Below are 26,001 nucleotides of genomic sequence, written 5' to 3'. Positions count from 1 at the left end.
GCCTTAAAGCGTCCTTAAAGAAGCGTGTGCGCCAGTGACAGTCGACTATGCCCGAAAAGCTCAGCTATGAGCGAAGATATCCGTTTCTTCCCAGCCCAACAGATCAAGCTTGGCGCGTGTAGGAAGGAAGGAGAAGCAGGCCTGCGCAAGCTCCAGGCGCTTGTCGCGGATCAGCCGCTGCGTGAGCTTGTCCTTCAGCGCATGAAGATGAAGGACGTCCGATGCAGCATATTCCAGCTGGGCCGGCGACAGGGTCTCCGCCGCCCAGTCCGATTGCTGCTGCGCCTTCGAGACGTCGATATCCAGCAATTCCTTCAGATTGTCCTTCAGACCGTGGCGGTCCGTATAGGTTCGCGTCAGGCGAGAGGCGATCTTGGTGCAGAAGACATTGGCGGTCGTCACGCCGAAGCTGTGGTAAAGCACGGCGATGTCGAACCGCCCGTAGTGGAAGATCTTTTCGCGGCCCGCATCGGCCATCATCGTCACGAGATTGGGCGCCTCGCTCTGGCCCGCGGCAATGCGGATCACATCGGCGCTGCCGTCGCCGGGAGAAAGCTGCACCACGCAGAGCCTGTCGCGCCGAGGGACAAGCCCGAGCGTCTCGGTGTCAATCGCAATGGCGCCCGTGTAACGCGCTGCATCGGCTGCGGCGATATCGCCTTCATGGTAGCGGATAGTGCTCATTTCTTGGCCTTTCTGGTTCTGTCTCCTGCTATATCCCATCCTGACCGGGTTTGAACATGCCCCAGCGGGGCCGCAAGAAAGGCAAATTAAGGCGCAAGCCGTGCACCCAGCGCATTGCTGCAATGCAACAGTGGCCTTGAATCGAAGCACGGCTTTCGCTACATAGAATGCATCGAAGCGACGCACTCCTCCTCCCAGCGTCGCGAGATAGAGATCGGCAACCTCCTCCTCCTCCCAATTGCCGATCGAGTTTAAAGCCTGCCGCACCTCCTCCCGCGGCAGGCTTTTTCATTTCCGCAATCTCCCGTGGTTGAAGATCATGCCGGTTCCTGCCATAGCTCAGGCTATGTTGGCGCGCGGAGCTTTGGAGAGCTTCGCACCGGGCGCAATCTCGGTCCTCAATCGCCTGGCGCTGCGACCTGTCAAGTCGCGTCCCCTTGCCCCCGACGATCCACGCAGGGATATGGCGAAAATCGCCCATTTCCACGTCGCAAAGCCTTGAAAGGGGTTGGCCCTTCCTGCGGCTTCGCTCCTCGGACTGAACGATTTTCCCTCATACCACGCGCCAAATCCTGCCACGCGCCAAATCCTGATTGAGTTTTGACCCTAAAGCGCCCCGATTGCACTCAGCACCGATTGGTCGATCTGCAAACCGGTCGTTTCGGCATCACGGCGCAGCTTGCGCCCGCGACGCCCGGGAATGCGTACAGCCTCCTCCTGCTCCATTTGCTGCGCCAGTTCCGCCATGCGCGCTCCGAATGCGGCGCCCGTGGCAGCCTCCGGATCGATGGCGATGATGAACTGGCCCAGAGCCGGGGGCGCGCCCTTGTCGTCAAAAAGAGACGTCGCCTCATAGGAAAAGAGAGCACCTGTGAGCCCGGCCGACAAGGCTTCCACCATGAAAGCGAGAGCCGCACCCTTGGCGCCGCCCGCCGGCGCCATGGTGCCCTTGATCGCCTCGGTCGGGTCGGTTGTCGGCTGGCCCTCCGCATCCAGCGCCCAATCCTCGGGGATCTCAACCCCTCGCTGCTGGGCTTCCATCACCTTGCCGCGTGCCACTTTCGACAGAGCGAGATCGATCACGATCGGCTCCTGATTTGCAACCGGCACGGCGAAGGCAATCGGGTTGGTCCCGTAGAGCGGTCGCTTGCCGCCCCAGGGCGCCATGGAGGCCGGCGCATTGGCAAACATCATTGCCACCAGCCCCTGTTCGGCGAACCGTTCGACGGTCAGCGCCATGACACCGGCGTGATGGGAGCGATGAATGGCGGCACAGGCAATGCCCTGCGACCGGGCCAGCGGCGCCAGTTCCTGCACCGAAAGATCAAGGGCCGGGTAGGCGAAGCCGAAATGCGCATCGATGGCCAGAAGGCCGGGACGCGGGTGGCTGGCTGTTGCAACCGCCGCGCCATCCACCTTTCCGGACCGGACCTGGCTCAGATAGGCTGGGACCCGGCGAAGGCCGTGGCCGCTCTGGCCGGCAGCTTCGGCCGCCACAAGTGCCCGTGCGACGGAGGCGGCCGTTTCGCGGCGCACGCCATTTGTCTCGAACAGGGTTGCGATTTGCTGCTCGAGGTCGGCGAGAGAGTATAGCATGCGATAATCCTGAAACATGGGCGGCGCCAGTGCGCGCCACCGTGAGATGCGTTTCGAGGATTAGCAGTTTCGATAGCCGAGCGGAACCGTGACACGGCCGGAAATGCCGGGCGGCGGCGGCGGAACAGGCGATGCCCGCCGAACCAGATCGACCATATAGCGATCGAAATCGTCAAAACCGGAGGAGCGCGACAGCGAGACGCCGCTCAGATTGCCGCTTCCATCGATCCGGAACGTGACATAGGCGGTGCTGCCGCGGCCTGCCGCGGGGCAACGTCCACGCTGGCGCGCCAGATGCGAGGCAAGCTTCGACTGCCAGCGGGCCGGCGAAATGGATGAGCCGGACGCACTTCTGGAGTTGGCGGCCGCTGCCGTGCGATCGGACTGGCGAACCTGCGCTTTCGCCTGCTCGGCAGCCTTTGCCGCCGGAGCCGGCGGCTTTGCGGCCTTCCGCTCCACCACCTTGCGGCGCACCGGCTTCGGCTCTTCCTTCTTCTGTTCCTTCGGTTCTTCCACAACGGGCGGCCGCACCGTTGGAAGAGGCACTTCCACATTGTCCAGAAGGGTCAGTTGTTCGACCGCTTCCGGCTGCGGCTCGGGCTCCGGCTTTGGTTCAGGCGGCTGCTCCGGCACGGTCGGTGCGGGCGGCTCCACCACCTCTTCCGGTGTAACCTCCTCTTCCGGAACTGGCGGTTCCGGCGGAGGCTCGACGACCTCCTTGGGTGGCTCCGGCAGCGGTTCCGGCGTGGGCTCCGGCACAGGTTCCGGCGGAGGCTCCTCCACCGGCGTCGTGGTCTCGCTGACCACTTCCTGCGAATCCTGCAATTCCTCGCTGACCACCGTCTCGTCAACGGCAGCAGCCTCCGGCTCGGGCGCCAGCTCGATCATGATGGCAGCGGGCGGTGCCGCATCCGCAGCCTCGATCGGCTCCTGACGCAGCATGACGGCAGCCGCGGCCAGATGGGCCGTGAGCACTGCGAGGCAGGCGCCCGTCCACAATGCCCCTTCGCCGAGGCGGGCGCGGCGGCTTTTCTCCAGGGGCGTCATGGCTTTGCTCCAGCCGCCCCTTCAGATGTCGCTGCGCCCGGTGCCGCATCTTCCAGCGCCGGCTGGGGCAGCGTTTCGAGCCCGACCAGGCCGATCTTCAGATAGCCGGCATCACGCAGCAGGTTCATCACCTGCATGAAATCGCCGTAGCCCACCGCCTTGTCGGCGCGCAGGAAGATGCGGGTGTCCTTGTTGCCCTGCGTCTGCTGCTGCAACTGGCTTGCCAGCGTTTCGCGGGTGACCGCGTCATTCCCCAGGTTCAGGCTCAGATCCTGCTTGATCGTCAGATAGACCGGCTCATCCGGACGCGGAGAGGGCGTGGCCGTGGACGCCGGAAGATCGACATTCACATCCACCGTCGCCAGAGGCGCTGCAACCATGAAAATGATCAGCAGAACGAGCATGACGTCGATGAAAGGCGTCACGTTGATCTCGTGGTTCTCCTGCAGGTCGTCGCCGTGCGACTCGCGAATGCCACCGGCCATGGCTCATTCTCCTGCCACAAGCGAGACCGGCAGCTTGCGCTGGCCCGGTGGAACCTTGCGGAAATCGAGATCGCGGCTGACCAGCCGCTCGACGCCGGCCGCGGCATCGGCCAGCAATTGCCGGTAGCCGGTGATTGACCGCGCGAACATGTTGTAGATGACGACGGCGGGAATGGCCGCCACGAGGCCAATGGCGGTTGCCAGAAGGGCTTCGGCAATGCCCGGCGCCACGACCGCCAGATTGGTCGTCTGGGATTCGGAAATGCCGATAAAGGCGTTCATGATGCCCCAGACAGTGCCGAACAGGCCGACAAAGGGTGCAACGGAGCCGATCGTGGCCAATGCACCGGTGCCGCGCATCATGCGCCGGCCCGCATAGGCCTCGATGCGGCCAAGCGTCGAGGAGACCCGCTCCTTCACGCCGGCATTTTCGGCATGGTCGAGAGCCGGTTCCGAGAGGGCGACCTCGCGGGCCGCTTCACGCAGCATGGCAGCGGCTGGCCCGCCTCTTCCTTCCGTTGCGGAAACCGCCTCCGAGAGGCTGGCCGTCTGCCGGATGATCCGGATCACCTTCTTGGCGCGACGACGGGCGCCCGCCAGTTCCAGAGATTTCGCCAGCCAGACAGTCCAGGTTACCAGCGAGGCCAGGGCAAGGCCGATCATGACGCTTTTCACCACCCAATCGGCGGCAAGGAACATGCCGATGGGAGACAGATCATGCGGAATGTCCGAGCGGCGCTCCGAGGACAGGAGCTGGTTGAAAATATCCTCCGCCTGTTGCGGTACCGTTGCATCCTCTGCCGGCGCCGCCTGATCGCCTTCACCTGCCGGCGCCGTCGGCGTTACCGTCTGGTCCGCGGCGCCTTGCGGTGCGCCTCCTTCTGTGGGCGCTGCCCCTTGCGATGGTGCTGCGTCCTGCGGTGCGGCTGGGGCGGGTGCCGTCGGCGCCTGCCCGGAGGGCGCCTGTGCCGGCGCCGCGGGTGACGAGGCCGATGGCTCCAATGCAGATGGTGCCGCGGCAGATGGTGTAGGCGCAGATGGTGTAGAGGCAGATGGGATTGGGGCAGATGGGGCCGCCGGCGCCGGGCTGGATGGTTCGGCAGCCTGTGGCTGCGTAGACTGCGTGGGCTGGGCCAGGCGCGGCTGGGTTGCCGCTGGGGTCTGAGGAGCCGGCGACGCCTCCTGCGCATTCGCCGCCTGCGCGGCAAGCAAGGCAGCCGCAAGCGCCAGGGCTGGTCTCACCCGAGAGGCGCGTGTGACAACTTCTTGCCGGAAAAGGGCTGGCTTGGCTTGGCGTGGCATGGGCATACTCCGGATAGGAACTCAGGGCGGACACGTCCCGGCAAAGCCCTTTTGCAGGAAGCGCGGCGCCGGCCGCCGAGGTCTGCACCTGCGACGAGCGGTCATGAATGGTGAAGGGGATAATAAACTTGACTGCGTTTAGCAACTATCTATTTGCGCGCAGTCGCACCATTGTGAAGCCAGGCGGCATGATGGGGGGTGAGAAGACATCGTCTCCCTGATCCGGCGCGGATCATCGAGGACGTCCGGCGGCCGGACGCGCCCGGTTTTGCAGCTGGGCCGGAACAAGGCCCGCGGTCCCAGGCAACAGTCTACCCTCATCGACAATTGGCTTGCGCCCCGAAAAACGGAAAGCGCCGGGCATGGAGCCCGGCGCTTCTAAAGGTCACTCCTGCAGCCGACGAGGCAAAACAGGATGATGCAGGCTGGATCAGAGCGTGCGCGTCACATGTTCGACGCGGAAGCACTCGATCGTATCGCCGGCGCGGATATCCTCGTAATTCTCGAAGGCCATGCCGCATTCCTGACCGACCGGCACTTCGGAGACTTCGTCCTTGAAGCGCTTGAGGGTCTTGAGCTTGCCTTCGTGGATGACGACGTTGTCGCGCACCAGGCGAACGCCTGCGCCACGCTCCACTTTGCCTTCCACCACGCGGCAACCGGCGACCTTGCCGACCTTGGTGATGTTGAAGACTTCCAGGATCTCGGCATTGCCGAGGAAGGTCTCGCGCCGCTCCGGAGACAAGAGGCCGGACATCGCAGCCTTCACGTCATCCACCAGATCGTAGATGATGTTGTAGTAGCGAATTTCGGTGCCTGTCCGTTCGGCGGCAGCGCGGGCCTGCGTATTGGCACGCACGTTGAAGCCGATAATGGCGGCATTCGATGCTTCGGCAAGAACGATATCCGATTCTGTCACGCCGCCGACGCCCGAATGAACGATGCGGGCTCGGACTTCGTCGGTCCCAAGCTTGTCCAGGGCGCCGATAATCGCTTCGAGCGAACCCTGAACGTCGCCCTTGATGACCAGCGGGAACTCCTTGAGACCGGAGGTCTGGAGCTGGCTCATCATCTGCTCCAGCGAGCCGCGCGAGCCGGACTGGCGGGCCGCGGCCTTGTCGCGGGCCAGACGCTGGCGGTACTCGGAGATTTCACGCGCACGCGCTTCATTCTCCACCACGGCGAACTTGTCGCCGGCCGCAGGCGTGCCCGAAAGACCGAGGATCTCGACCGGGAGAGCCGGACCGGCCTCCTTCACGTGCTCGCCCTTGTCGTTGACGAGTGCGCGCACACGGCCCCACTGATCGCCGGCCACGATGATCTGGCCCGGCTTCAGCGTTCCCTTCTGCACCAGCACGGTGGCGACCGCACCACGACCACGGTCGAGCTGCGCTTCAACCACGGAGCCTTCGGCCGTCCGGTTCGGATTGGCCTTGAGGTCCAGAACTTCCGCCTGCAGCAGGATGGCTTCCAGGAGCTTGTCCAGATTGGTGCCGTTCTTGGCCGAGACCTGGACTTCCAGAACGTCGCCGCCCATGGATTCCACGAAAACCTCGTGCTGCAGAAGCGCCGTGCGAACCCGCTGCGGATCGGCAGCCGGCTTGTCGATCTTGTTGATCGCCACGATGATCGGCACACCGGCCGCCTTGGCGTGGTTGATCGATTCGATCGTCTGCGGCATGACGCTGTCGTCTGCGGCGACCACCAGAATGGCAATATCCGTCACCTGCGCACCGCGGGCACGCATGGCCGTGAAGGCTGCGTGGCCGGGCGTATCGATGAAGGTGATCTTCTGGCCGTTCTGTTCGACCTGATAGGCACCGATGTGCTGGGTAATGCCGCCGGCTTCGCCAGCCACGACATTCGCCTTGCGGATCGCATCGAGCAGCGAGGTCTTGCCGTGGTCGACGTGACCCATGATGGTGACGACCGGCGGACGCGGCAGCATCTCGCCCGCTTCGTCCGCCACGTTGAAGATGCCTTCTTCAACGTCGGATTCGGAAACGCGCTTGACGGTATGGCCGAATTCGGTCGCGATGAGTTCGGCCAGATCGGCGTCGATGACGTCGCCCGGCTTCATCATCTGGCCTTCCTTCATCAGGTACTTGATGACGTCGACGGCGCGTTCGGACATGCGCTGCGACAGTTCCTGAATGGTGATGGTTTCCGGCAGAATGACTTCGCGCATGACCTTTTCGCGCGTCTCCTGCATCTGGCTGCGGCGGAACTTCTCCTGCCGGCGACGCATGGAGGCGAGCGAACGGCCGCGCGAGGACCCATCGTCCTCCACATCGGCCGTGGTCACCGTCAGCTTGCCACGGCGGCGATCGTCTTCCTTCGGACGGGCCGGAACCTTGGCCGGAGCAGGTGCGACGACCTTACCGCGGCTTGGACCGCCGCGGGCGGGGCCGCGATCATCATCGTCTTCATCGCTGGGCTTGCGGCCACGCACAATTCCGGCAGGCGCCGGGGTTGCGCCGGGAGCGCCAGGGGCCGGGCGGGCAGGCTGCGGACGCGAATCCGCGGTTCTTGCTGCGGCACCGGGAGCGGCAGCCGTGCGGCTCTGGGGCTGGCCGGCATCGGCACGGGCCTGGACGGCATCTGCAGCCGGACCGGTTTCGGCCGATGGCTCCACGGCCGGTGCAGCGGCAGCTTCCGCGGCACGGCGCTCGGCCTCGATGCGAGCCTCTTCGGCGCGACGCTCTTCCTCCACCTTGCGGCGTGCCTCGTCCTCGGCGCGCTGCTTGGCTTCGACCACTTCACGGGCCTGCGCTTCTGCAAGCGCCCGTCGGCGTGCATCCATCTCATTGGCCGACAGGTCGTGCAGAACCGCACCCCGGGGGCGCTCGTTCGGACGCTGCTGGGAGGCCTGCGGACGGTTGCCCTGCTGTGGCGGCCGGTTGCCCTGCTGCGGGGGACGCTGCGAAGTCTGGCTCGGCTGGTGAACGCGCGGCGGCGGGGCCGGCTGCGCCGGGCGCGGCTGCGGAGCAGCCGCCGGCGCTGCAACCGGCTCGGGAGCGCGCTGCGGCTGGGCAGGCGCCGCGGCCACAGGCGTGATAGGCTTTTCATCTTCCGGGCGGATCGGGCGGCGCTTGCGCGTCTCGACCACAACCGCCTTGGTGCGACCGCGACCCATGTCCTGGCGCACAGTTCCCTGAGCCATCCCCGAAGGTTTCAGGGTAAGGGTTTTCTTGCCCGTAACGCTGAGTGTCTTGTCGTCTTTACTGTCGGTCATCCGTTCCTGTTCCTTCCGACAGGAACAGATGAGATCCATCAGGTCCTGTCGTTCAATACGTCTCGTCCATTGCGGCAGCCGGCCTTCGCCGGTGACCGCGTCATGTGTCTGACCGGCCAGCGCCACCATTTGCTCCGGATTGACCGCCATTGCGGTACGTTTCGAGCGTGGTTGCGCGCTTCACTACACCTTCACCTGCCTGTCCGGCAAGCGCCGCGGCATGGATAAAAGCATTCTGGCCCATCAGTTCGTCCATTTCGGCGCTGGCAAAGAGCCGGAAGGAGGGTATGTCCTCGTCCGCATCCGTACCAAGCCGCCAGGCCTTGCGGGCCTGGTCAATCTTTCTCACACCGTCCGCGGCTGCATCCGAGGCATGGAACACGCCCAGAGCCTCGCCGCTGCGAACGGCACTATCCACCTTCATCGCGCCCGACACGAATTGTCCGGCCTTGCGCGCCAGGTTCATCATGCCGATCAGGTCCGCCGCCAAGAGCCGGTCGACCAAGGCCCCGAGATCCTCGGGGGCTTTCACATCCGTCTTGAGCGCCCGGGCAAACAACTTGCGTTGCACCGCCCGGTCCACCAAACCACGGTCAGCCCGAACCCAGCATCCGCGACCAGGCAATTGCCGCTTCAGGTCCGGGACGACCTGTCCGTCCGGTCCGGCCACGAAGCGGATCAGCCGGGCCGGGTCGGTCGCTTCCCGCGTGACGATGCAGGTCCGATCGTTCACGATCATCTCCTCGTCGTCCTCTGGGACCTCGATCGATCTGGAGGATGCCGCGCTCATTCCTGAACAGCGGCGTCCGCCTCCTCGTCCGTGGCTTCCGCGTCGGCGCCCTCTTCCTCCTGGTCGCTCGCCAGATCCTCTTCCGTGATCCAGCCGGCCAGCAGGCGCGCCTGCACGATCATGTTCTCCGCCTCGACGCGCGAGACATCAAACTTCGAGAAGATCCCCTCGAACTTCTTGGTCTCGCCGTCCTTGCGCTCGCTCCAGCCGACCAGATCGTCGGCGGCGCAGCCGGCGAAATCCTCGACCGTCTTGATGCCGTCTTCGCCGAGCGCCACGAGCATCTTGCCCGTCAGACCGTCGATCTGGCGCAATTCGTCCGCAACGCCGAGTTCGCGGCGCTTGGCATCCATTTCCGCCTCGATCCGGTCCAGATAGTCGCGGGCGCGCATCTGGATCTCGCTGGCGGTATCTTCGTCGAAGCCATCGATCGATGCGATCTCGTCCAGTTCGACATAGGCCAGTTCCTCGACCTGCGCGAAACCTTCCGAGGCCAGAACCTGGCCGACCATCTCGTCGACGTCGAGTGCATCCATGAAGAGATTGGTGCGCTCGTTGAATTCCTTCTGGCGGCGCTCGGATTCCTCCTGCTCCGTCATGATATCAATATCCCAGCCGGTCAGCTGCGAGGCAAGACGGACGTTCTGGCCGCGGCGACCGATGGCGAGCGAAAGCTGCTCGTCGGGAACCACGACTTCGATGCGCTCGGCATCTTCGTCCAGGACGACCTTCGCCACTTCCGCCGGCTGCAGCGCATTGACGATGAAGGAAGCGGGATCGGCGGACCAGGGAATGATATCGATCTTCTCGCCCTGCAACTCGCCAACGACGGCCTGGACGCGCGAACCACGCATACCGACGCAGGCACCGACCGGGTCGATGGAACTGTCATTGGAGATGACGGCGATCTTGGCGCGCGAGCCCGGATCGCGGGCGACCGACTTGATCTGGATGATGCCGTCGTAGATTTCCGGCACTTCCATGGTGAACAGCTTCACCATGAATTGCGGATGCGTGCGCGACAGGAAGATCTGCGGACCGCGCTGCTCGCGGCGCACGTCGTAGACATAGGCACGCACACGATCGCCGTATCGCATGTTTTCGCGCGGGATCATCTCGTCGCGGCGGATAATGCCTTCGCCACGGCCGAGATCGACGATGACATTGCCGTATTCGACGCGCTTGACCGTGCCGTTGACGATTTCGCCGACGCGATCCTTGAATTCGTCGAACTGGCGGTCGCGCTCGGCCTCGCGCACCTTCTGGACGATGACCTGCTTGGCGGACTGGGCGGCGATACGGCCGAAATCCATGGGCGGCAGCGGATCGGCAATGAAATCGCCGATGGCGGCATCCGGATTGCGGTCGCGGGCCAGAGCCAGCGGGATCTGGGTGGTGTAGTCTTCGGCGTGGTCCACCACTTCGAGAAGGCGCTGGAGGCGGATTTCGCCGGTCTTGGAATTGATGTCGGCGCGGATATTGCTTTCCGTGCCGTAACGGGAGCGGGCCGCCTTCTGGATCGCATCGGCCATGGCGGCCAGAACGATCTCGCGGTCGATGACCTTTTCGCGCGCCACTGCATCTGCGATCTGCAGAAGTTCAAGTCGGTTCGCACTCACTGCCATTGTTGTCGGTCTCCGTAGATCGAATGTCTCTGCCTGCCGTGTGGCGGGAGAAAAGGGTTCTTTTAGTCTTCGTCGTCTTCGCCGTTCTGGTTGGCGGCCTGGGTCTTCGCCAGCTTGTCCGCCCGCAGCGCATCACGGATGAGATCATCCGTCAGGATCAGCTTCGCCTCCGCCAATGCGGCGTAAGGGACAATCACTTTCGGCTCTTCGCCATAGGCAGCCTGATCGCGTTCAAGCGTGAAACCGTTTTCGTCGGTCGTCGCGATCTTGCCGCGGAAGCGCTTGCGCCCATCCAGGAGGACCGAGGTTTCGCACTTGACCAGATGCCCGACCCATCGCACGAAATCGGATTTGCGCACCATGGGACGATCGATGCCGGGCGACGACACTTCCAGATGATACGCCTTATCGACCGGATCTTCCACATCCAGGACGGGAGAAACCGCCATGGATACGGCTTCGCAGTCCTCGACCGTCATGGTGCCGTCCGAACGCTCGCACATGATCTGCAGCGTGAGGCCGTTCTGATTGAGAAGCCGCACCCGGACGAGGCGATAATCCATCGCCTCCAGCGTCGGCTCGATGATTTCCGCGATCCTGAGGTCGAGACCCGTCTCGACGATGAGACGCGGTTCCTTCTGGCTGTCTTGCATATGGTCTTTCGGCGGTTTCGCCGTCCCGGCGATCAAGTTCCTGAGCCTTATCGCCTAATAAAAAAGAGCGGGTCCTTCGCAGGCCCACCCTTCATCTGACGATCAAGAATTTATCGTCATATACGCGCTGAAGCCGCCAAATGCAAGGCCTTGAGGCGTATCGTCATTTGTTGGCCTTTTCCGCTTGCCCCTCTGCGCCTGGCGGCTACTTTAGCTGACAGCATGAATCACGAAGAGGTGCATCGTGCCCGAGCGGGTTTCTTCTCTGGCGCCTTTCGGCCATCACACATTCCGGACCATATGGATCGCCAGCATCGCCTCGAATTTCGGCGGGCTCATCCAGGCCGTTGGCGCTGCCTGGATGATGACGGCCATCTCCAGCTCGGAAAACATGGTCGCCTTGGTGCAATCCTCGACCGCGCTGCCAATCATGCTGTTCTCGCTTCTGGCCGGAGCGCTCGCCGATAATTTCGACCGGCGCAGCATCATGCTCTGCGCCCAGGGCTTCATGCTGACGGTCTCGATTCTCCTGACCGCTTTCGCCTTTTTCGGCTTGCTAAACCCCTGGCTGCTTCTGAGCTTTACCTTCCTGATCGGCTGCGGCACGGCGCTCAACAATCCGTCCTGGCAGGCCTCGGTCGGCGATATGGTGCCGCGGCCGCTGCTTCCCGCCGCCGTCACGCTCAACAGCGTCGGCTTCAACATCACGCGCAGCCTTGGGCCCGCGATCGGTGGAGCCATCGTGGCGGCCCTCGGCGCCGCTGCAGCTTTTGCGGTCAATTCGCTCAGCTATCTGGCGCTCATCTTCGCTCTCTTGCGCTGGCGTCCCGACGCGCCGACCAGCAAACTGCCGCGCGAAACGCTGGTCCGCGCTCTTTCGGCCGGCTTCGGCTATGTCGCGATGTCGCCGAAGCTTATCAATGTCCTGTTCCGATCGGCGCTGTTCGGGCTCGCCGCCAGCGCCATCCTGGCGCTCCTGCCACTCGTGGCGCGAGACCTGGTGCAAGGCGGCCCCCTCACCTACGGCTTCATGCTCGGTGCCTTCGGCATTGGTGCCGTGGGCGGCGCGGTTCTCAATGCGCGCCTGCGCGAGATCTTGTCCAGCGAGATGATCGTGCGGCTTTCCTTCACCGGGTTCGCCGCCAGCGCCGTGGTCGCCGCTCTGTCCACCTCCATCTGGCTGACCTGTCTCATCCTGCTGATCCCCGGCGCCTGCTGGGTCCTGGCGCTGTCGCTGTTCAACACGACCGTGCAATTGTCGACGCCGCGATGGGTCGTGGGCCGGGCCCTATCCTTCTATCAGACCGCCGCATTCGGCGGGATTGCGGTGGGGAGCTGGATCTGGGGCTCGCTCGCCGAAGATCACGGTGTCGCGGTGTCTCTGCTCTTTTCCAGTCTCGCAATGGTCTTCGGTGCGGCGGTCGGATGGAAATTCGCCTTGCCCTCGCTGGAAACCCTGAACCTCGATCCGGTCAACACCTTCCGCGAGCCCTCCTTGCGCCTCGATCTCCAGCCCAGGAGCGGACCGATCGTTCTCCTGGTCGATTACATCATCCGCGAGGAGAATGTTCCGGAATTCCTCGCCCTGATGTCGGAGCGCCGGCGCATCCGCATTCGCGACGGCGCGCGGCAATGGGCCCTGCTGCGCGACCTGCAGAATCCCGATGTCTGGACAGAAACCTATCACACGGCGACCTGGGCCGATTACGTGCGCCACAACCAGCGCCGGACTCAGGTGGATTCCGAAGTCTGGAGCCGGATCCGCGAGCTGCATGCCGGCCCCGAAGGGCCGAAGGTTCACCGCATGATCGAGCGCCAGGCCATCCCGCCGCGCGATGCCAGCGACGACATCTTCCACAAAGCCTCCCTCGACCTTCACCACTGACAGCAGACGAGACTTGATCATGGCTCAATTTCGTAAAGCCACCCGAGATGATATCGCCGCCATCGTGGCCATGCTGGCCGACGATGCGCTGGGCCATGCGCGCGAGATCGTCTCGGAGCCGGTGGACAAGCGCTATATCGATGCCTTCGACGCGATCGAGGCAGACAAGAACCAGTTTCTGCTGGTCGCCGAAGACGAGACGGGCGAGATTGCCGGCTGCCTGCAGCTGAGTTTCCTGCCTGGCCTTTCGCACAGGGGCATGTGGCGCGGCCAGATCGAAAGCGTTCGCATTGCCAGCAGTCAGCGGGGCAAGGGCCTCGGCGGCGACATGATCCGCTTTGCGATCGACACCTGCCGGGAGCGCGGTTGCGGCTCCGTTCAGCTGACATCGGACAAGCGCAGGAATGATGCGCATCGCTTCTACGAAAACCTCGGCTTCCAGGAGAGCCATTCCGGTTTCAAGCTATCGCTCTGATCGCTTGATCGCTTTGATCGCTTTGATCGCTTGGCGCCGGATGCACGATCTCGTCCGCTGGCACGCCTGATGCCACGTCCGCTGCGACCTCGGTGTCACTTCAGCTTTGCCTTCAGGCCCTCATCGGGAAAACAGGTCGGCGACAAGCCGGATCGCGCCTGCCATTCACCCAGAGAGCGGCGCGTCTTGAAGCCCGCCAGTCCGTCAGCCTTGCCCACGTCGAAGCCCTGGGCCTGCAGGCGTTTCTGCATGGCCAGCACGTCCGACCGCAGCATGCGGCCGACCGATCCCCAGGGCGCCTCGAAAGCTCCTGAACCATAAGCGATGCGATCAGCGAGGTTGCCGATGAACAGTGCATAGAGATCGGAATTATTGTACTCTTTGAGGACGTAGAAGTTCGGCGTCACGAGGAATGTCGGCCCGTGGCGCCCAGCAGGTACCAGCATCATGCCGGAGAGACCGGCTTCATTATCAGGAAACGGCCTGCCATTGACGCGGGCAATGCCGCTCGAGGCCCAGCCGGAAATGGGTTTGGCCCGATCCGGCCCTTCCTGCGCACAGGACACGCCTGCGGGAATGGAGACCTCGAACCCCCAGTCACGCCCGCGCTGCCAGCCTTTCAGGGAGAGGTAATGGGCGATCGAACCCAATGTATCGGGAACGGAATCCCAGATATCGGCCCGCTTGTCGCCGTCGAAGTCGATCGCGTAGCGCACATAGCTGGACGGCATGAACTGCGGCTGGCCAAGGGCGCCGGCCCAGGACCCCTTCATCCGGTCGGGCGTCACGTCGCCGTGCTGGAGAATGCGCAGCGCATCGATGAGCTCGGCGCGGAACATCTCCTTGCGGGTCGACATGAAGGCCTTGGTCGCCAGAACATCGATGGCCGAATAGGGAAGTTTGGCACGTCCATAGCCGGATTCGCGACCCCAGATCGCCACGACGATCGCGCCGGGCACGCCATAGGTCTGCTCGATTTTCCGCAGCGTCGCCGCATGCGTCTTGGCAAGCGTCCTGCCGGTCGCAGCCAGTCCCTGCAGGCGCTGCTCGGAAAAATAGGCCCCGGGCGAGGAGAACTCCGCCTGGCTCTGGTCCCGCTCCTTGGGTGGGGCCGTTCCGGGCGGCACGAGATCCGGCAATGTCCAGTTCAGGCTGATGCCCCTGAAGGCACTTTCGATGACGGCGTCCGAGACACCTGCCTTGCGCGCCTCCGGCGCAAGATCACGCTCAATCCAGGAGCGGAATTGCGCCTCCACTTCGGACTTGGAGGGGGCGGCAAAGGCCGGCACAGGCAGCAGGCTCAGGCCGGCCATCGCGAGTGCAAGGCTGATTTTGCGGCCTCGGCTCAATGCGTGTCGCAGAAACGGTGTCATTGTATTGCCTCCTCCAGTCACCCTTATATCGCGGTGCGGGCGCGCAGCGCCGCAGTCAGCGTGCCTTCGTCGAGGTAATCAAGTTCGCCGCCGACGGGTACGCCATGCGCGAGGCGGGTGATCTTGACCGGCAGGTCGCCCAGGCGATCGGTAATGTAATGGGCGGTGGCCTGTCCCTCGACAGTCGCGTTGACGGCAAGGATGATCTCCCGCACGCCGCCTTCGCTGGCGCGATCGATCAGGCTCTTGATGTTGAGGTCGTCCGGGCCGATGCCGTCCAGCGGCGAGAGCGTTCCGCCGAGAACGTGATAGGCGGCATTCATCGCGCCGGCCCGCTCGAGCGCCCACAGGTCGGAGACATCCTCCACGACGATGATGACGGACTGGTCCCGCCGCTCGTCGGTACAGACGGTGCAGGGGTCGCGCGTATCGACATTGCCGCAGCGCGAGCACACCTTGACCTTGTCATAGGCCTCGCCGAGCGCCAGGGACAGGGGTCCCATGAGCTGTTCGCGCTTCTTGATCAGATGCAGCGCAGCGCGCCGGGCCGAGCGGGGGCCAAGCCCCGGCACCTTGGCGAGCAGCTGGATGAGTTTTTCGATTTCAGGACCGGTGACGCGTTTTGCCATGCGACGCTTTTAGACGATAAGCAGGACGAACGGAATCACACAAGTGAGGCTTCCTCAGATGAAAGTCAGCGCCATCTGCATCGGCACCGCGCAAAGACTGCCGGGCAAAAGCTACAGAACAGGGATTTTCAAGGCGTCGATGACGGGTCCTGTCCTGCTCGATCAGCACGGCCTGCTGGGTGATTCGGTCTGCAACCGCAAGCATCACGGCGGGCCGGACCAGGCCGTTTACGGCATGGGATCGGTGGATATAGACGGCTGGACAGACGAACTCGGCAGGCGGCCGGAGCCCGGCCTGTTTGGCGAGAACCTCATCATCGAAGGGGTCGACAGCCGCAATATCCGCGTGGGTGACCGGTTTGAAACGGGGACGATTCTGCTCGAGGTCACCTCGACGCGCATCCCCTGCGCCACGCTGGCCGCCCGGATGGGTGATGGTGGTTTTGCCAAACGGTTCATGGCCGTTGCCCGGCCGGGCTTCTACTGCCGTGTGCTGAGCCAGGGCCTGATTGGCGCCGGAGAGCCCGTGCATCACGAAGCCTATCCGGATGCGTCGATCAGCATGCCGGACCTGCTTGCGCTGACCCCTCGCAAACTGTCCGACGAGGATCGCGCCCGACTTATTGGCCTGCCGATCAGCGAAAGGCTGCGGCAGGCGCTCAAGACGTGACGTCCGGCTTGGGTGGTCGCAAGCTGCGGCTCTGCGGCCGCGCGTCGATCAGAATGGCAGCTTCATCCCGGGCGGAATCGGCAGGCCGGCGGTCAGTTCGCGGGTTTTCTCGGCGGCGATCGATTCAGCCTTGTCCTTGGCATCCTTGTGCGCGGCGATCACCAGATCTTCGAGGATTTCCACCTCGTCTTCCTTGAAGAGGGATGGATCGATCTTCAGGCCCAGCATTTCGCCCTTGCCGCTCATGCGCACCGTGACAAGCCCGCCTCCCGACGTTCCCTCGACGTCCAGAGCGGCAATTTCTGCCTGCATCTGTTCCATCTTGGCCTGCATTTCCTTGACCTTGCCCATCATGCCCATGATGTCGCGCATCGGATCGCTCCCTTGTTATCCGTCATAAATCGATGTCGTCGCCGGGCAGGATATCGCCCTCATCCGTTTCGATCGTCGTTGGCGGCGCCAGCGCTTCGCTGTCGTCCTCTTCGCTCACCTTGATCCTGACATCCGTCACCCGGGCGCCTGGAAAATGGCTGAGAATGGCGGCGACGTCCGGATCGGCCTTGGCATCGATCAGCCGCGCCTCGCGCGCCTGATTTTCCACCTCCGCAAGGGTCCGCTCGCCTTTGTCGCGGCTGAGAATGACCATCCAGCGGATCTCGGTCCATTCCTCCAGCCGGCGCTGCAGATCGCCGACTATGCTTTTCGGCGCATCCGGCGGAAGGTTGATCTCGAGGCGGCCCGGCTCCAGCTTTACCAGCCGCACGAAATTGCGCAGCAGCGCCCGCAATTTGGGATCCCTGTGCTTCGTGCAGAGATCGGCAATGTCTGAGAGGGATGTGATCGCGGCCTTCGGCGCGGCGGCTGCAGCCGGCTGGCGCGCGGGGCTTGTCTCGGCATGCCCCATGGCCATCGGCTGCGGCGCCGAAGGAACGGCCGCCAGCATGACCGTTGGCCCGCCCGAGGCAGCACCCATGCGCTGCGCGGGAGCGGGATCGGACGCGCGCCCTTCCAAACCGGGGGATGGCGCGGCTGCGGGATTGGACGAGCGAGCAGCAGAAGGACCGGAAAGAGCGCCTCTTGCCCCGCCATTGGCGGAAGACGATGTGCCGGATACGCCCTCTGCGCCGCCAGCCATCAGTTCGGCCACCCGGCGCGCTGCATCTTCCGGCGAGGGAAGATGGGCGGCATGGGCAAGACGGATCAATACCATTTCCGCAGCGCCCGCCGGACGCGAGGAATTTTCCGCCTCCGGAATGCCTTTCAGCAGCATCTGCCACAGGCGGGACAGCGTGGTCACGGCGACCTTGCCGGCAAACTCCGCCCCCTGCACCCGCTCCACTTCGCTCAGCGAGGGATCGTCGGAGGCCTCGGGAATATATTTTATCCGCGTCACCAGATGAGTGAATTCCGCAAGATCGGTCAAGACGACGACGGGATTGGCTCCGGCATCATATTGTTGCGAAAACTCACGCAGGGCCGCCTGCACATCGCCTCTGACGACATGGCCGAAGAGATCGACGATCCGCGCGCGATCGGCAAGGCCGAGCATGGAGCGGACCGTTTCCGCCTGGACGGAGCCGCCGCCATGGGCGATCGCCTGATCGAGAAGGGAGAGACCATCGCGGGCCGAGCCTTCCGCGGCGCGGGCGATCATCGACAGCGCCTCCGGCTCGAAGGAAATAGATTCACGACCGAGAAGGGTTGCAAACAGGCCGACAAGATCCGCCGCGCTGATGCGGCGCAGATCGAAGCGCTGGCAGCGCGACAGAACCGTGATGGGAACCTTGCGGATTTCCGTGGTGGCGAAAATGAATTTTACATGCTCGGGCGGCTCTTCCAGTGTCTTCAGCAGGCCGTTGAAAGCCTGCGTCGACAGCATGTGCACCTCGTCGATGATATAGACCTTGTAGCGCGCCGAGACCGGCCGATAGCGAACCTGCTCGATGATTTCGCGGATGTCGTCGATGCCGGTATGCGAGGCGGCATCCATCTCGATCACGTCGACATGGCGGCCTTCCATGATCGCCTGGCAATGTTCGCCGGGCACACGAATGTCGATGCTGGGCCGGTCGATCTCGTCTGTCTTGTAGTTCAGCGCGCGTGCCAGAATACGGGCCGTGGTCGTCTTGCCGACCCCGCGCACGCCGGTCAGCATATAGGCTTGCGCAATGCGCCCGGTCTCGAAGGCATTGGTCAGGGTCCGGACCATCGGCTCCTGGCCGACCATGAGATCCGAAAAATCCTTGGGACGATATTTGCGCGCCAGCACCAGATAGCCGCCCGCGCTCCCCACTGGGTTCGTTCCCGTCACTGTCAGCCCGGTGTCGCTCATCAGATCCCGCCAGCCCGCTCGGCCATACCGGCCATTGACCAGCCAATCGGCCGGACCGGAAGCTGACCATCCAAGAGTTAGAAGGTGGGAGGCTGGCACGATGACCCGTGCCGGGCTCGTTAGGGCTGCTTCCTTCCGGACCTGACCCGGTTGGCGAGTGGCTCGTCCACCACCAACCTCCCGGGGCACATATCGTCGTTTCACGCAGCAAATGCAAGCCAAGCCGTCAAAAAACTGCTAGCAAGTCAAAAACGCCGGAGGACACATTGAGTGCATTCGAACTGGACGCTCGACTGGAGCGGGACTCGGACCTGATCACTATCCTCAGCCTCTGCCAGGTCCGTCTGCTGAAGGACAGCCGCTGGCCCTGGCTGATGCTGGTGCCGCAGCGGGCGCAGAAGACGGAACTGTTCGAGCTGACGCCGCTCGATCAAGCCTTGCTTACCTTTGAAACCAATCTGGTTGCCGGCGCCCTGAAGCAGGTGACGGGAGCCAGGAAAATCAATGTCGGAGCGCTCGGCAATATCGTCGCGCAGCTGCATGTGCACATCGTTGCACGTCATGAAGGCGATCCCAACTGGCCCGGTCCGATCTGGGGCTTCGGAACGGCCCTGCCCTATGACGACGAGACGAAGCAGAGTTTTGTAAAGGCGCTGAACCAGGCGATAGACGCATGAGCATTTCCCTGTTCGAGACTGACGCGCCGCATCCCGAGGCCAGCCGGCTGACGGCCTTTGCCGGAAACCGGTTGAACCGCGATGCCGAGCACCGCGCGGAAGACTGCCTGGAGCAGGCCGTGGCGCATGAGAGTGCCCATGCGTTCGCATTCGCCGGCGGCAGGCTGGTGCTGAAGCATGACGATCATGTCCTCGACGCGCTGTTTGCCAGGCACGAACTGGCCGGCCTTCATCCCGACAGGGACAGCCTGATCCTGCTCGGCTATCGCCCCAATGGCGAGCCGCGCCTGGCCGTCAGTCTCGACGCGCCGATCGAGAGGCTGGAGGCGCAGTTCAAGATTACCGATGCGCGCTCCGCCTTTCGCGACGGGCTTCTGGACGAGGAGACGCTGGGCGAGGTGGCGCAGGGCCTCAGCCTGATGCACTGGAACAGCGCCCATCGGTTCTGCGGCAAATGCGGCACCAAGACCGAAAGCCGGCTCGGAGGTTACAAGCGCCAATGCCCGCAATGCGGTCACATGATGTTTCCGCGGACCGACCCGGTCGTCATCATGCTCACCGTCGATGTGGAGCAGGACCGCGTCCTGCTGGGCCGCGGCCACCACTTCGCTCCCGGCATGTATTCGACGCTGGCGGGTTTCGTCGAACCAGGCGAAACGATCGAGGATGCGGTGCGCCGCGAAACGCTGGAGGAGTCCGGGATCGAGATCGGCCGCGTGCGCTATCATGCGTCGCAGCCCTGGCCCATGCCGCATTCCTTGATGATCGGCTGCTTCGCCGAGGCCTTGTCGAGCGAAATACGCCGCGATGAGCAGGAGCTTGCGGATTGCCGCTGGTTCTCCCGCGCCGAAATGATCGCCATTCTGGACGCGGACACGACAGGCGAAGGCCCCTTTGCGCCGCCGCCCGGCGCCATAGCCCACCGGCTGATGCGTGACTGGGTTGACTGGCCGCGCCCCGCGGCCGAGGCGGGATAGGCGGAGCTTTCTCTAGGCGGCGTTTTTCAGAACGAAATTCCGGGGCCGGCGTTCCGCGGGTGATCGCCCGGCGGTCGAGGCAAACACAGTGAAAGGCAGCAGGGGGTTGGAATGACGCGCGAGAGACGCCGGCGCATGATCCGCAGCCAGAGGACGTGGACGGGGCTTGCCCTGGTCGCAGCCATTTCCTTCGTTGCAGGCCTGACCGATGCGATCGGCCTGCGCCTCTCCGGCGATTTCGTCTCCTTCATGACGGGAAACACGACGAGGGCCGCGATATCGATTGCTGATGGCGAATGGCATCATGGCATCGTCCTGCTTGGCGCCGTCGCGGTGTTCGTCCTTGGCAATGCGCTCGGCATCGTCACCGCCTACCTCGTTCCGCGCCGGATCTTCGGCGTCCTTGGCTGTGTCGCGCTTCTCCTCGCTCTCGCCGCCCTGATGCAGGACGAGCAGCTTCGCCTTCTTCGCTTCTATTGCGTCGTGCTGTCGATGGGCATGGTGAATGCCACCGTTGAACATATAGAGGGCCTGCCGATCGGATTGACTTATGTCACCGGCGCATTGTCACGGCTTGGCCGCGGCATGGGGCGTTACCTGATGGGCGAGCGAAGCCTCGACTGGAGCATCCAGGCCATTCCCTGGCTCGGCATGATCTCGGGAGCCATAACCGGTGCTGCACTGGGCATCATCCTTGCCGATAAGGCTCTCTTCGTGGCTGCCGGTCTTGCCCTGGCGATCGCCCTGGTCTCGCTTCGCATCCGCAGAGCGCTCCATCGCCGTTTCAACCAGCGCAGTCATGGTCAACATCGCCAGGGCCAGCGCAGCCTCAACAGCGCCCGGCAGGGATAGATCTTGTTTTACATCTCGAAAATCGCCTGGCTGTTGGTGCAGCCTTTGTCCCTCGCCTTTCTCGCCGTCGCTCTTGCGCTGCTTGCGCTTGCCCTCAAACTGCGCCGTCTGGCGGGCGGCTTGGCCTTTCTCTCCGCCCTCATCCTGTTCATGACTTTGTACACGACGAGCGGCAATCTCCTGCTTCAGGCGCTGGAGGATCGCATTCCCCGCCCCGCACCGGAGCCATCGGACATAAGCTGCATCATCATGCTCGGCGGCGGGATCGAGAACGAGGTGATGAGCGCCAGGGGCGGGATCGAGTTCAACGGGGCGGCCGATCGCTACACCGAGACGCTCCGGCTGGCTCTTGCCCACCCGCAGGCCCGGATCCTGGTCTCCGGCGGAGATGGTTCGTTCAGCGGCCGATATCGCGGCGAAGCAGGCGCGGCGGCGGAGTTCTTCTCCGCCTTCGGCATAGACCCGCAAAGGCTGATCGCGGAAAACACATCCCGCAACACCTGGGAGAACCTGCTGAACACTCGCGAGCGTCTCGATGCCGCGGGGTTGCAGGGCTGTCTCCTGGTGACGTCGGCCTTCCACATGCCCCGGGCCATGGCCCTGTTCCGCAAGGCCGGTCTCACCGTCACCCCCTGGCCGGTCGACTACCGTACCAGCGGCAAGGTTACGCCCGGCTTCGACTTTACCCAGCCATCCTTGAATGCCCAGAACAGCGCGACGGCCGTGCGGGAATGGCTGGGTCTTATCGGTTATTCGGCGGCCGGGCGGATCGACTGGCCGTTCTGAGCACGGCTAGCCGGCAGCTCCTCTACTTTCGCGAAATGGTCACCATGCGCGCGCCCCGCACACGTACCGTCATTTCGCAGGGATCGCCGCCCGTCCGGTCACAATAGCGCGGCGCCATCTTGAAGACGAAGACCATATTGCCGAAGCGCTTGATGAACTCATAGCCATAGATCTGGGCGGTGGCGATCATGAAATAGCCGCCCTCCTTGACCTGCAGGTAGAAATTATAGGGGCAGCCATCCTCATTGCAGCCGACGCCCTGCTTGCCGTCGCAGGCGATGTCGCCGTGATTGGCAATGGCGTCGATAATGCCGTCATTGTTGATGTCGAGCCGGGTGATGAAGCTCTCGTCAAACACCGCCTTGGTGCATTTCTGGCGGAAGAAATCCTTTTCATAGATCTCCGGATCGCTCAAAAGCTGTTGCTGTGCCGCAGATAATCCCGGAAACAGGATCGAAGCGATGACATAGGCAATCGCAAAAAGAAATATGCGCACGAGCCTCTTCCTCATAGTGATTCGTCTGCTGATTCGCCGGGCGGTGCAGCGCGGGGAAAATAAAGGGTGCCCGTCTTGTCCCTCCTGGCGATCAGGTCCGTGATCTGCTGTACAGGATCATCATTAAGAAAACTGTGCTTGCGCGACGCTTTCGCCGGAGATGACTGCCAATGAGCCTGTTGACGCTTCTGGATTATGCCGGCGTTGCCCTGTTTGCCGCGACCGGCGCCTTGGCTGCCTCGCGCAAGGAGCTCGACCTGATCGGCTTCCTGTTCTTTGCCGCAGCAACCGGCGTGGGCGGCGGCACCTTGCGCGACCTCGTGCTGGGGCAGGCCCCGGTGTTCTGGGTGAAGGATCCGACCTACCTCATCATCTGCGTCGGCATCGGCATTCTCGTCTTTCTGGCAGCGCACCGGGTCGAATGGCGTTACCGGCTGCTGATCTGGCTCGATGCTATAGGACTGTCTGCCTATAGCGTGATGGGGGCCGCCAAGGGTTTGGCGATCACCGGCTCACCCACCATTGCCATCGTGACCGGGACCATGACCGCCACCTTTGGCGGCATCCTGCGCGATCTGATCGCCAGCGAGCCCTCGATCCTCCTGCGGCCGGAAATCTACGTGACGGCGGCCCTTGCCGGCGCAGGCGCCTTCACGGCCGCGCAACTGCTTGGCGTCCCGCTTCCTTATAGTTCGGCTGCCGGCATTGTGCTTGCCTTCGGACTGCGGGGCGGCGCCATCCATTACGGGTGGACACTGCCGCGATATCGCGCCCGCGCCGGGCGCCCGGCGGATGAGGCCATGAAGAAGAAACAGGATCAGGATTAGGCTCTGCCGCAGGCCGCCGGATCATCTGGTACAGGCCATTAGAGCGTGCAGCCTGGGGGCCCGCCGGAGGTCGAGCTGATCGATGCGCGCAGGCCGTCTGGCCGCGCCATCTCGGGCAATGTCAGGATGTCTTTTCGCGCAGGCGGATGATGACGTCCACATGGGCGATTTCCATGCCTTCCGGCGGCGCAGGAAGATTGCCGATCTCAAGGTTGCTGATCGGAATGTCCAAGACCTCGTTGCGGCCTTCCACGAAGAAATGATGGTGGTCGGAGACATTCGTGTCGAAATAGGTCTTGGCGCTCTCGACGGCCAGGACCCGGATCAGGCCGGCTTCGGTGAACTGGTGAAGCGTATTGTAGACGGTTGCCAGAGAGACGGGCACGCCGGCCGTGGTGGCTTCCTCGTGCAGTTCCTCGACCGTCAGATGGCGGTCGCCCTTGGCGAACAGGAGATCGGCCAGGGCAACGCGCTGGCGCGTCGGACGCAATCCGAAATGCCGCAGTCTGGTTTCAACATCCATATTTGCTCCGGCCATTGGGGGCGCAAGCTCCGTCCAGCAGTAATTCTAGAGTTTCGGATATAACTTTTGAGCCGCGTTCTTTCAATAGCTCCGGGGAATCTTAGCGTTTGGCGCCCGGAGAAATGCAAAAATTGACCGTCACTCCCCTAGTTTGGCCGTTCGGCTTCCTATATGCGGACCAGACTCATCACGAAACCGGCAGCTTAGCGTCTGGTGCCGGTGTCTTGCGCTTCAATTTATAACGGTCTTGCTTTACATACGCAGGAACCGAGGACGAGGGGGACGGACAGACCTCATGGACAGCAGAAAATCCAGTTTTACCTATGACGAACTCATCGCCTGCGCACATGGCGAACTGTTCGGGCCAGGCAATGCCCAGCTCCCTTTGCCTCCGATGCTGATGGTCCACCGGATCACCGAGATTTCCGAAACCGGCGGCGCCTTCGACAAGGGTTTCATCCGGGCAGAGTATGACGTACGGCCCGACGACTGGTATTTTCCCTGTCACTTCGAAGGCAATCCCATCATGCCCGGCTGCCTCGGTCTCGACGGCATGTGGCAGCTTACCGGCTTTTTCCTCGGCTGGCTCGGCGAAGAGGGGCGCGGCATGGCGCTCTCGACCGGCGAGGTGAAATTCAAGGGCATGGTCCGCCCGAATACCAAGCTTCTGGAATACGGGATCGACTTCAAGCGCGTCATGCGCGGTCGACTGGTTCTGGGAACCGCCGACGGATGGCTGAAAGCGGACGGAGAAACCATTTATCAGGCCTCCGATCTTCGTGTAGGGCTTTCCAAGGACAAAGTGGCCTGACGAAGGGTCGGGTCCGCGAACGAAACAAGTAAGGGTTGATCAGATGCGACGGGTAGTTGTCACCGGCCTCGGTGTGGTTTCCTCCATCGGCAACAATGCCGAGGAAGTTACCGCCTCTCTGCGCGATGCCAAGTCCGGCATTTCCTTTTCCGAAGATTTTGCTGAACACGGCTTCAAATGCCAGGTCTGGGGCAAACCGGATATCGACACGACCGATCTGGTCGATCGGCGCGCCATGCGCTTTCTCTCGCAAGGGGGCGCCTGGAACCATGTCGCCATGAAGCAGGCGATCGCCGATGCCGGACTTGACGAGAGCGATTACGCCCAGCAGGAGCGTGTCGGCATCATCATGGGCTCGGGCGGTCCGTCGACCCGAACGCTGATCGAGGCAGCCGAGACGACCATCAAGAACAACAGCCCGAAGCGCATCGGACCCTTTGCCGTTCCCAAGGCCATGTCGTCCACCGCCTCTGCGACGCTTGCGACCTGGTTCAAGATCCATGGCGTCAACTATTCCATCTCGTCCGCCTGCTCCACATCGGCGCATTGCATCGGCAATGCCGTGGAAATGATCCAATGGGGCAAGCAGGACATGATGTTTGCCGGCGGTCACGAGGATCTCGATTGGACCATGTCCAACCTCTTCGACGCCATGGGCGCCATGTCCTCGAAATACAATGATCAGGCCGCCTCCGCCTCGCGCGCCTATGATGTCGATCGCGACGGCTTCGTCATTGCCGGCGGTGCAGGCGTTCTCGTCCTCGAAGAGCTGGAGCGGGCCAAGGCGCGTGGCGCCAAGATCTACGCGGAAGTGGTCGGCTACGGCGCGACCTCCGACGGTTATGACATGGTTGCCCCGTCGGGCGAAGGTGCTGCCCGCTGCATGCGCCAGGCGCTTGCCACGGTGAAGGGCGATGTGGATTACATCAACACGCATGGCACATCGACGCCCGTCGGCGATTCCAAGGAGATCGGCGCCATCCGCGAGGTGTTCGGCGAAAAGATGCCGCATATCCAGTCGACCAAATCCCTGACCGGCCATTCCCTCGGCGCGGCGGGCGTGCAGGAATCGATCTATTCGCTCCTCATGATGCAGGCCGGCTTCATCGGCGAGAGCGCCCATATTCAGACGCTCGATCCGGAATTCGAGGGCGTTCCCATCGTACGCCAGCGCATCGATGACGCGAAGATCGACATCGCGCTTTCCAACTCCTTCGGGTTCGGCGGCACCAACGCTACGCTCGTCTTCCAGCGCTATAACGGATAAGTCC

General features: G+C 63.2%; 25 protein-coding genes and 1 other RNA gene. 10 read left to right on the top strand and 16 right to left on the bottom strand.

Annotated elements, in window-relative coordinates:
* Positions 1–60: 60 nt before the first annotated feature.
* The 9 genes from QTJ18_RS22310 to rimP all read right to left on the bottom strand — a co-directional run bounded on the left by QTJ18_RS22310 (position 61) and on the right by rimP (position 11,417).
* Positions 61–684: a ribonuclease D gene (locus tag QTJ18_RS22310; RefSeq protein WP_252753637.1), complete on the bottom strand. Its 624-nt coding sequence runs from the start codon at positions 682–684 to the stop codon at positions 61–63.
* Between the two features lie 606 nt (positions 685–1,290).
* A complete protein-coding gene (locus QTJ18_RS22305; RefSeq protein WP_252753638.1) occupies positions 1,291–2,280 on the bottom strand; it encodes an Ldh family oxidoreductase in 990 nt (329 codons plus the stop codon).
* A 60-nt stretch (positions 2,281–2,340) separates the two neighbouring features.
* Positions 2,341–3,327, bottom strand: coding sequence for an energy transducer TonB family protein (locus QTJ18_RS22300; RefSeq protein ID WP_252753639.1), 987 nt, complete (start codon positions 3,325–3,327; stop codon positions 2,341–2,343).
* Positions 3,324–3,812, bottom strand: coding sequence for a TonB system transport protein ExbD (exbD, locus tag QTJ18_RS22295; protein WP_252753640.1), 489 nt, complete (start codon positions 3,810–3,812; stop codon positions 3,324–3,326). The genes QTJ18_RS22300 and exbD overlap by 4 nt, the downstream gene beginning before the upstream one ends.
* Before the next feature lie 3 nt (positions 3,813–3,815).
* Positions 3,816–5,054, bottom strand: coding sequence for a tonB-system energizer ExbB (gene exbB / locus QTJ18_RS22290; protein WP_489667230.1), 1,239 nt, complete (start codon positions 5,052–5,054; stop codon positions 3,816–3,818).
* A gap of 490 nt (positions 5,055–5,544) precedes the next feature.
* Positions 5,545–8,349: a translation initiation factor IF-2 gene (infB, locus tag QTJ18_RS22285; protein ID WP_252753642.1), complete on the bottom strand. Its 2,805-nt coding sequence runs from the start codon at positions 8,347–8,349 to the stop codon at positions 5,545–5,547.
* A 100-nt stretch (positions 8,350–8,449) separates the two neighbouring features.
* The gene (locus QTJ18_RS22280; RefSeq protein ID WP_252753643.1) at positions 8,450–9,139 is read right to left on the bottom strand and encodes an RNA-binding protein; all 690 of its coding nucleotides are present in this window, start codon (positions 9,137–9,139) and stop codon (positions 8,450–8,452) included.
* Entirely contained in the window at positions 9,136–10,764 is a 1,629-nt protein-coding gene (gene nusA / locus QTJ18_RS22275) for a transcription termination factor NusA (RefSeq protein WP_252753644.1), read from the bottom strand. Before nusA ends, QTJ18_RS22280 begins: the two co-directional genes overlap by 4 nt.
* 62 nt (positions 10,765–10,826) lie before the next feature.
* Entirely contained in the window at positions 10,827–11,417 is a 591-nt protein-coding gene (rimP, locus tag QTJ18_RS22270; RefSeq protein ID WP_252753645.1) for a ribosome maturation factor RimP, read from the bottom strand.
* Between the two features lie 244 nt (positions 11,418–11,661).
* Here rimP and QTJ18_RS22265 point away from each other — a divergent pair, with 244 nt between their 5' ends.
* Both QTJ18_RS22265 and QTJ18_RS22260 read left to right on the top strand, forming a co-directional pair.
* Positions 11,662–13,302, top strand: coding sequence for an MFS transporter (locus QTJ18_RS22265; protein ID WP_252753646.1), 1,641 nt, complete (start codon positions 11,662–11,664; stop codon positions 13,300–13,302).
* Between the two features lie 19 nt (positions 13,303–13,321).
* Positions 13,322–13,777, top strand: a complete 456-nt coding sequence (locus tag QTJ18_RS22260; RefSeq protein ID WP_252753647.1) for a GNAT family N-acetyltransferase — start codon at positions 13,322–13,324, stop codon at positions 13,775–13,777.
* Between the two features lie 95 nt (positions 13,778–13,872).
* Here QTJ18_RS22260 and QTJ18_RS22255 read toward each other — a convergent pair whose 3' ends face one another.
* Together QTJ18_RS22255 and recR are read right to left on the bottom strand one after the other, a co-directional pair.
* Entirely contained in the window at positions 13,873–15,090 is a 1,218-nt protein-coding gene (locus QTJ18_RS22255) for a lytic murein transglycosylase (RefSeq protein WP_252753694.1), read from the bottom strand.
* An 83-nt stretch (positions 15,091–15,173) separates the two neighbouring features.
* Entirely contained in the window at positions 15,174–15,779 is a 606-nt protein-coding gene (gene recR / locus QTJ18_RS22250; protein WP_252753648.1) for a recombination mediator RecR, read from the bottom strand.
* 58 nt (positions 15,780–15,837) lie between these two features.
* Between recR and QTJ18_RS22245 the strand changes: the two genes are divergently transcribed.
* Complete coding sequence (locus tag QTJ18_RS22245; protein WP_252753649.1) at positions 15,838–16,449, top strand: MOSC domain-containing protein; 612 nt, start codon at positions 15,838–15,840, stop codon at positions 16,447–16,449.
* A 48-nt stretch (positions 16,450–16,497) separates the two neighbouring features.
* On the opposite strand, the gene QTJ18_RS22240 is transcribed toward QTJ18_RS22245, so the two are convergent.
* From QTJ18_RS22240 to ffs, 3 genes are all read right to left on the bottom strand, one after another.
* Positions 16,498–16,821, bottom strand: coding sequence for a YbaB/EbfC family nucleoid-associated protein (locus tag QTJ18_RS22240; protein ID WP_252753650.1), 324 nt, complete (start codon positions 16,819–16,821; stop codon positions 16,498–16,500).
* 22 nt (positions 16,822–16,843) lie between these two features.
* Entirely contained in the window at positions 16,844–18,781 is a 1,938-nt protein-coding gene (locus QTJ18_RS22235; protein WP_252753651.1) for a DNA polymerase III subunit gamma/tau, read from the bottom strand.
* A gap of 84 nt (positions 18,782–18,865) precedes the next feature.
* An RNA gene (gene ffs, locus QTJ18_RS22230) (signal recognition particle sRNA small type) lies at positions 18,866–18,962 on the bottom strand.
* A gap of 85 nt (positions 18,963–19,047) precedes the next feature.
* Between ffs and QTJ18_RS22225 the strand changes: the two genes are divergently transcribed.
* The 4 genes from QTJ18_RS22225 (at position 19,048) to QTJ18_RS22210 (ending at position 22,073) form a co-directional block, all read left to right on the top strand.
* Positions 19,048–19,458, top strand: coding sequence for an HIT family protein (locus QTJ18_RS22225; protein ID WP_252753652.1), 411 nt, complete (start codon positions 19,048–19,050; stop codon positions 19,456–19,458).
* Positions 19,455–20,435 (top strand): NAD(+) diphosphatase, encoded by a 981-nt coding sequence (nudC, locus tag QTJ18_RS22220; RefSeq protein ID WP_252753653.1) that lies wholly within the window; start codon positions 19,455–19,457, stop codon positions 20,433–20,435. Before QTJ18_RS22225 ends, nudC begins: the two co-directional genes overlap by 4 nt.
* A 111-nt stretch (positions 20,436–20,546) precedes the next feature.
* Positions 20,547–21,287 (top strand): YoaK family protein, encoded by a 741-nt coding sequence (locus QTJ18_RS22215; protein ID WP_252753654.1) that lies wholly within the window; start codon positions 20,547–20,549, stop codon positions 21,285–21,287.
* Between the two features lie 3 nt (positions 21,288–21,290).
* A complete protein-coding gene (locus tag QTJ18_RS22210) occupies positions 21,291–22,073 on the top strand; it encodes a YdcF family protein (RefSeq protein WP_252753655.1) in 783 nt (260 codons plus the stop codon).
* 22 nt (positions 22,074–22,095) lie between these two features.
* Here QTJ18_RS22210 and QTJ18_RS22205 read toward each other — a convergent pair whose 3' ends face one another.
* On the bottom strand, positions 22,096–22,569 hold the full coding sequence (locus QTJ18_RS22205) for a hypothetical protein (protein WP_489667224.1): 474 nt from the start codon (positions 22,567–22,569) through the stop codon (positions 22,096–22,098).
* A 170-nt stretch (positions 22,570–22,739) separates the two neighbouring features.
* Between QTJ18_RS22205 and QTJ18_RS22200 the strand changes: the two genes are divergently transcribed.
* Positions 22,740–23,396 carry a trimeric intracellular cation channel family protein gene (locus QTJ18_RS22200; protein WP_252753656.1) on the top strand — a complete coding sequence of 219 codons (657 nt, stop codon included), beginning with the start codon at positions 22,740–22,742 and terminating at the stop codon, positions 23,394–23,396.
* Between the two features lie 121 nt (positions 23,397–23,517).
* Here the strand turns inward: QTJ18_RS22200 and irrA are convergent, their stop codons facing one another.
* Positions 23,518–23,934 carry an iron response transcriptional regulator IrrA gene (gene irrA, locus QTJ18_RS22195; RefSeq protein ID WP_252753657.1) on the bottom strand — a complete coding sequence of 139 codons (417 nt, stop codon included), beginning with the start codon at positions 23,932–23,934 and terminating at the stop codon, positions 23,518–23,520.
* A gap of 280 nt (positions 23,935–24,214) precedes the next feature.
* Here irrA and fabA point away from each other — a divergent pair, with 280 nt between their 5' ends.
* Both fabA and fabB read left to right on the top strand, forming a co-directional pair.
* Positions 24,215–24,730: a 3-hydroxyacyl-[acyl-carrier-protein] dehydratase FabA gene (fabA, locus tag QTJ18_RS22190; RefSeq protein ID WP_252753658.1), complete on the top strand. Its 516-nt coding sequence runs from the start codon at positions 24,215–24,217 to the stop codon at positions 24,728–24,730.
* Between the two features lie 43 nt (positions 24,731–24,773).
* Positions 24,774–25,997, top strand: coding sequence for a beta-ketoacyl-ACP synthase I (fabB, locus tag QTJ18_RS22185; RefSeq protein ID WP_252753659.1), 1,224 nt, complete (start codon positions 24,774–24,776; stop codon positions 25,995–25,997).
* Positions 25,998–26,001: the final 4 nt, after the last annotated feature.

Source organism: Rhizobium sp. SSA_523, from assembly GCF_030435705.1.
Taxonomy (GTDB): domain Bacteria; phylum Pseudomonadota; class Alphaproteobacteria; order Rhizobiales; family Rhizobiaceae; genus Neorhizobium.
The sequence above is the reverse complement of the archived record's forward strand: the minus strand, read 5'-3'. Positions and strand labels throughout refer to the sequence as shown.

Excerpts from the sequence above, each read along its gene's own strand:
- QTJ18_RS22310 (WP_252753637.1), bottom strand. The coding sequence starts at position 684 with ATGAGCACTATCCGCTACCATGAAGGCGATATCGCCGCAGCCGATGCA.
- QTJ18_RS22305 (WP_252753638.1), bottom strand. The coding sequence starts at position 2,280 with ATGCTATACTCTCTCGCCGACCTCGAGCAGCAAATCGCAACCCTGTTC.
- QTJ18_RS22300 (WP_252753639.1), bottom strand. The coding sequence starts at position 3,327 with ATGACGCCCCTGGAGAAAAGCCGCCGCGCCCGCCTCGGCGAAGGGGCA.
- exbD (WP_252753640.1), bottom strand. The coding sequence starts at position 3,812 with ATGGCCGGTGGCATTCGCGAGTCGCACGGCGACGACCTGCAGGAGAAC.
- infB (WP_252753642.1), bottom strand. The coding sequence starts at position 8,349 with ATGACCGACAGTAAAGACGACAAGACACTCAGCGTTACGGGCAAGAAA.
- QTJ18_RS22280 (WP_252753643.1), bottom strand. The coding sequence starts at position 9,139 with ATGAGCGCGGCATCCTCCAGATCGATCGAGGTCCCAGAGGACGACGAG.
- nusA (WP_252753644.1), bottom strand. The coding sequence starts at position 10,764 with ATGGCAGTGAGTGCGAACCGACTTGAACTTCTGCAGATCGCAGATGCA.
- rimP (WP_252753645.1), bottom strand. The coding sequence starts at position 11,417 with ATGCAAGACAGCCAGAAGGAACCGCGTCTCATCGTCGAGACGGGTCTC.
- QTJ18_RS22260 (WP_252753647.1), top strand. The coding sequence starts at position 13,322 with ATGGCTCAATTTCGTAAAGCCACCCGAGATGATATCGCCGCCATCGTG.
- QTJ18_RS22255 (WP_252753694.1), bottom strand. The coding sequence starts at position 15,090 with ATGGCCGGCCTGAGCCTGCTGCCTGTGCCGGCCTTTGCCGCCCCCTCC.
- recR (WP_252753648.1), bottom strand. The coding sequence starts at position 15,779 with ATGGCAAAACGCGTCACCGGTCCTGAAATCGAAAAACTCATCCAGCTG.
- QTJ18_RS22245 (WP_252753649.1), top strand. The coding sequence starts at position 15,838 with ATGAAAGTCAGCGCCATCTGCATCGGCACCGCGCAAAGACTGCCGGGC.
- QTJ18_RS22240 (WP_252753650.1), bottom strand. The coding sequence starts at position 16,821 with ATGCGCGACATCATGGGCATGATGGGCAAGGTCAAGGAAATGCAGGCC.
- QTJ18_RS22235 (WP_252753651.1), bottom strand. The coding sequence starts at position 18,781 with ATGAGCGACACCGGGCTGACAGTGACGGGAACGAACCCAGTGGGGAGC.
- nudC (WP_252753653.1), top strand. The coding sequence starts at position 19,455 with ATGAGCATTTCCCTGTTCGAGACTGACGCGCCGCATCCCGAGGCCAGC.
- QTJ18_RS22215 (WP_252753654.1), top strand. The coding sequence starts at position 20,547 with ATGACGCGCGAGAGACGCCGGCGCATGATCCGCAGCCAGAGGACGTGG.
- QTJ18_RS22200 (WP_252753656.1), top strand. The coding sequence starts at position 22,740 with ATGAGCCTGTTGACGCTTCTGGATTATGCCGGCGTTGCCCTGTTTGCC.
- irrA (WP_252753657.1), bottom strand. The coding sequence starts at position 23,934 with ATGGCCGGAGCAAATATGGATGTTGAAACCAGACTGCGGCATTTCGGA.
- fabA (WP_252753658.1), top strand. The coding sequence starts at position 24,215 with ATGGACAGCAGAAAATCCAGTTTTACCTATGACGAACTCATCGCCTGC.
- fabB (WP_252753659.1), top strand. The coding sequence starts at position 24,774 with ATGCGACGGGTAGTTGTCACCGGCCTCGGTGTGGTTTCCTCCATCGGC.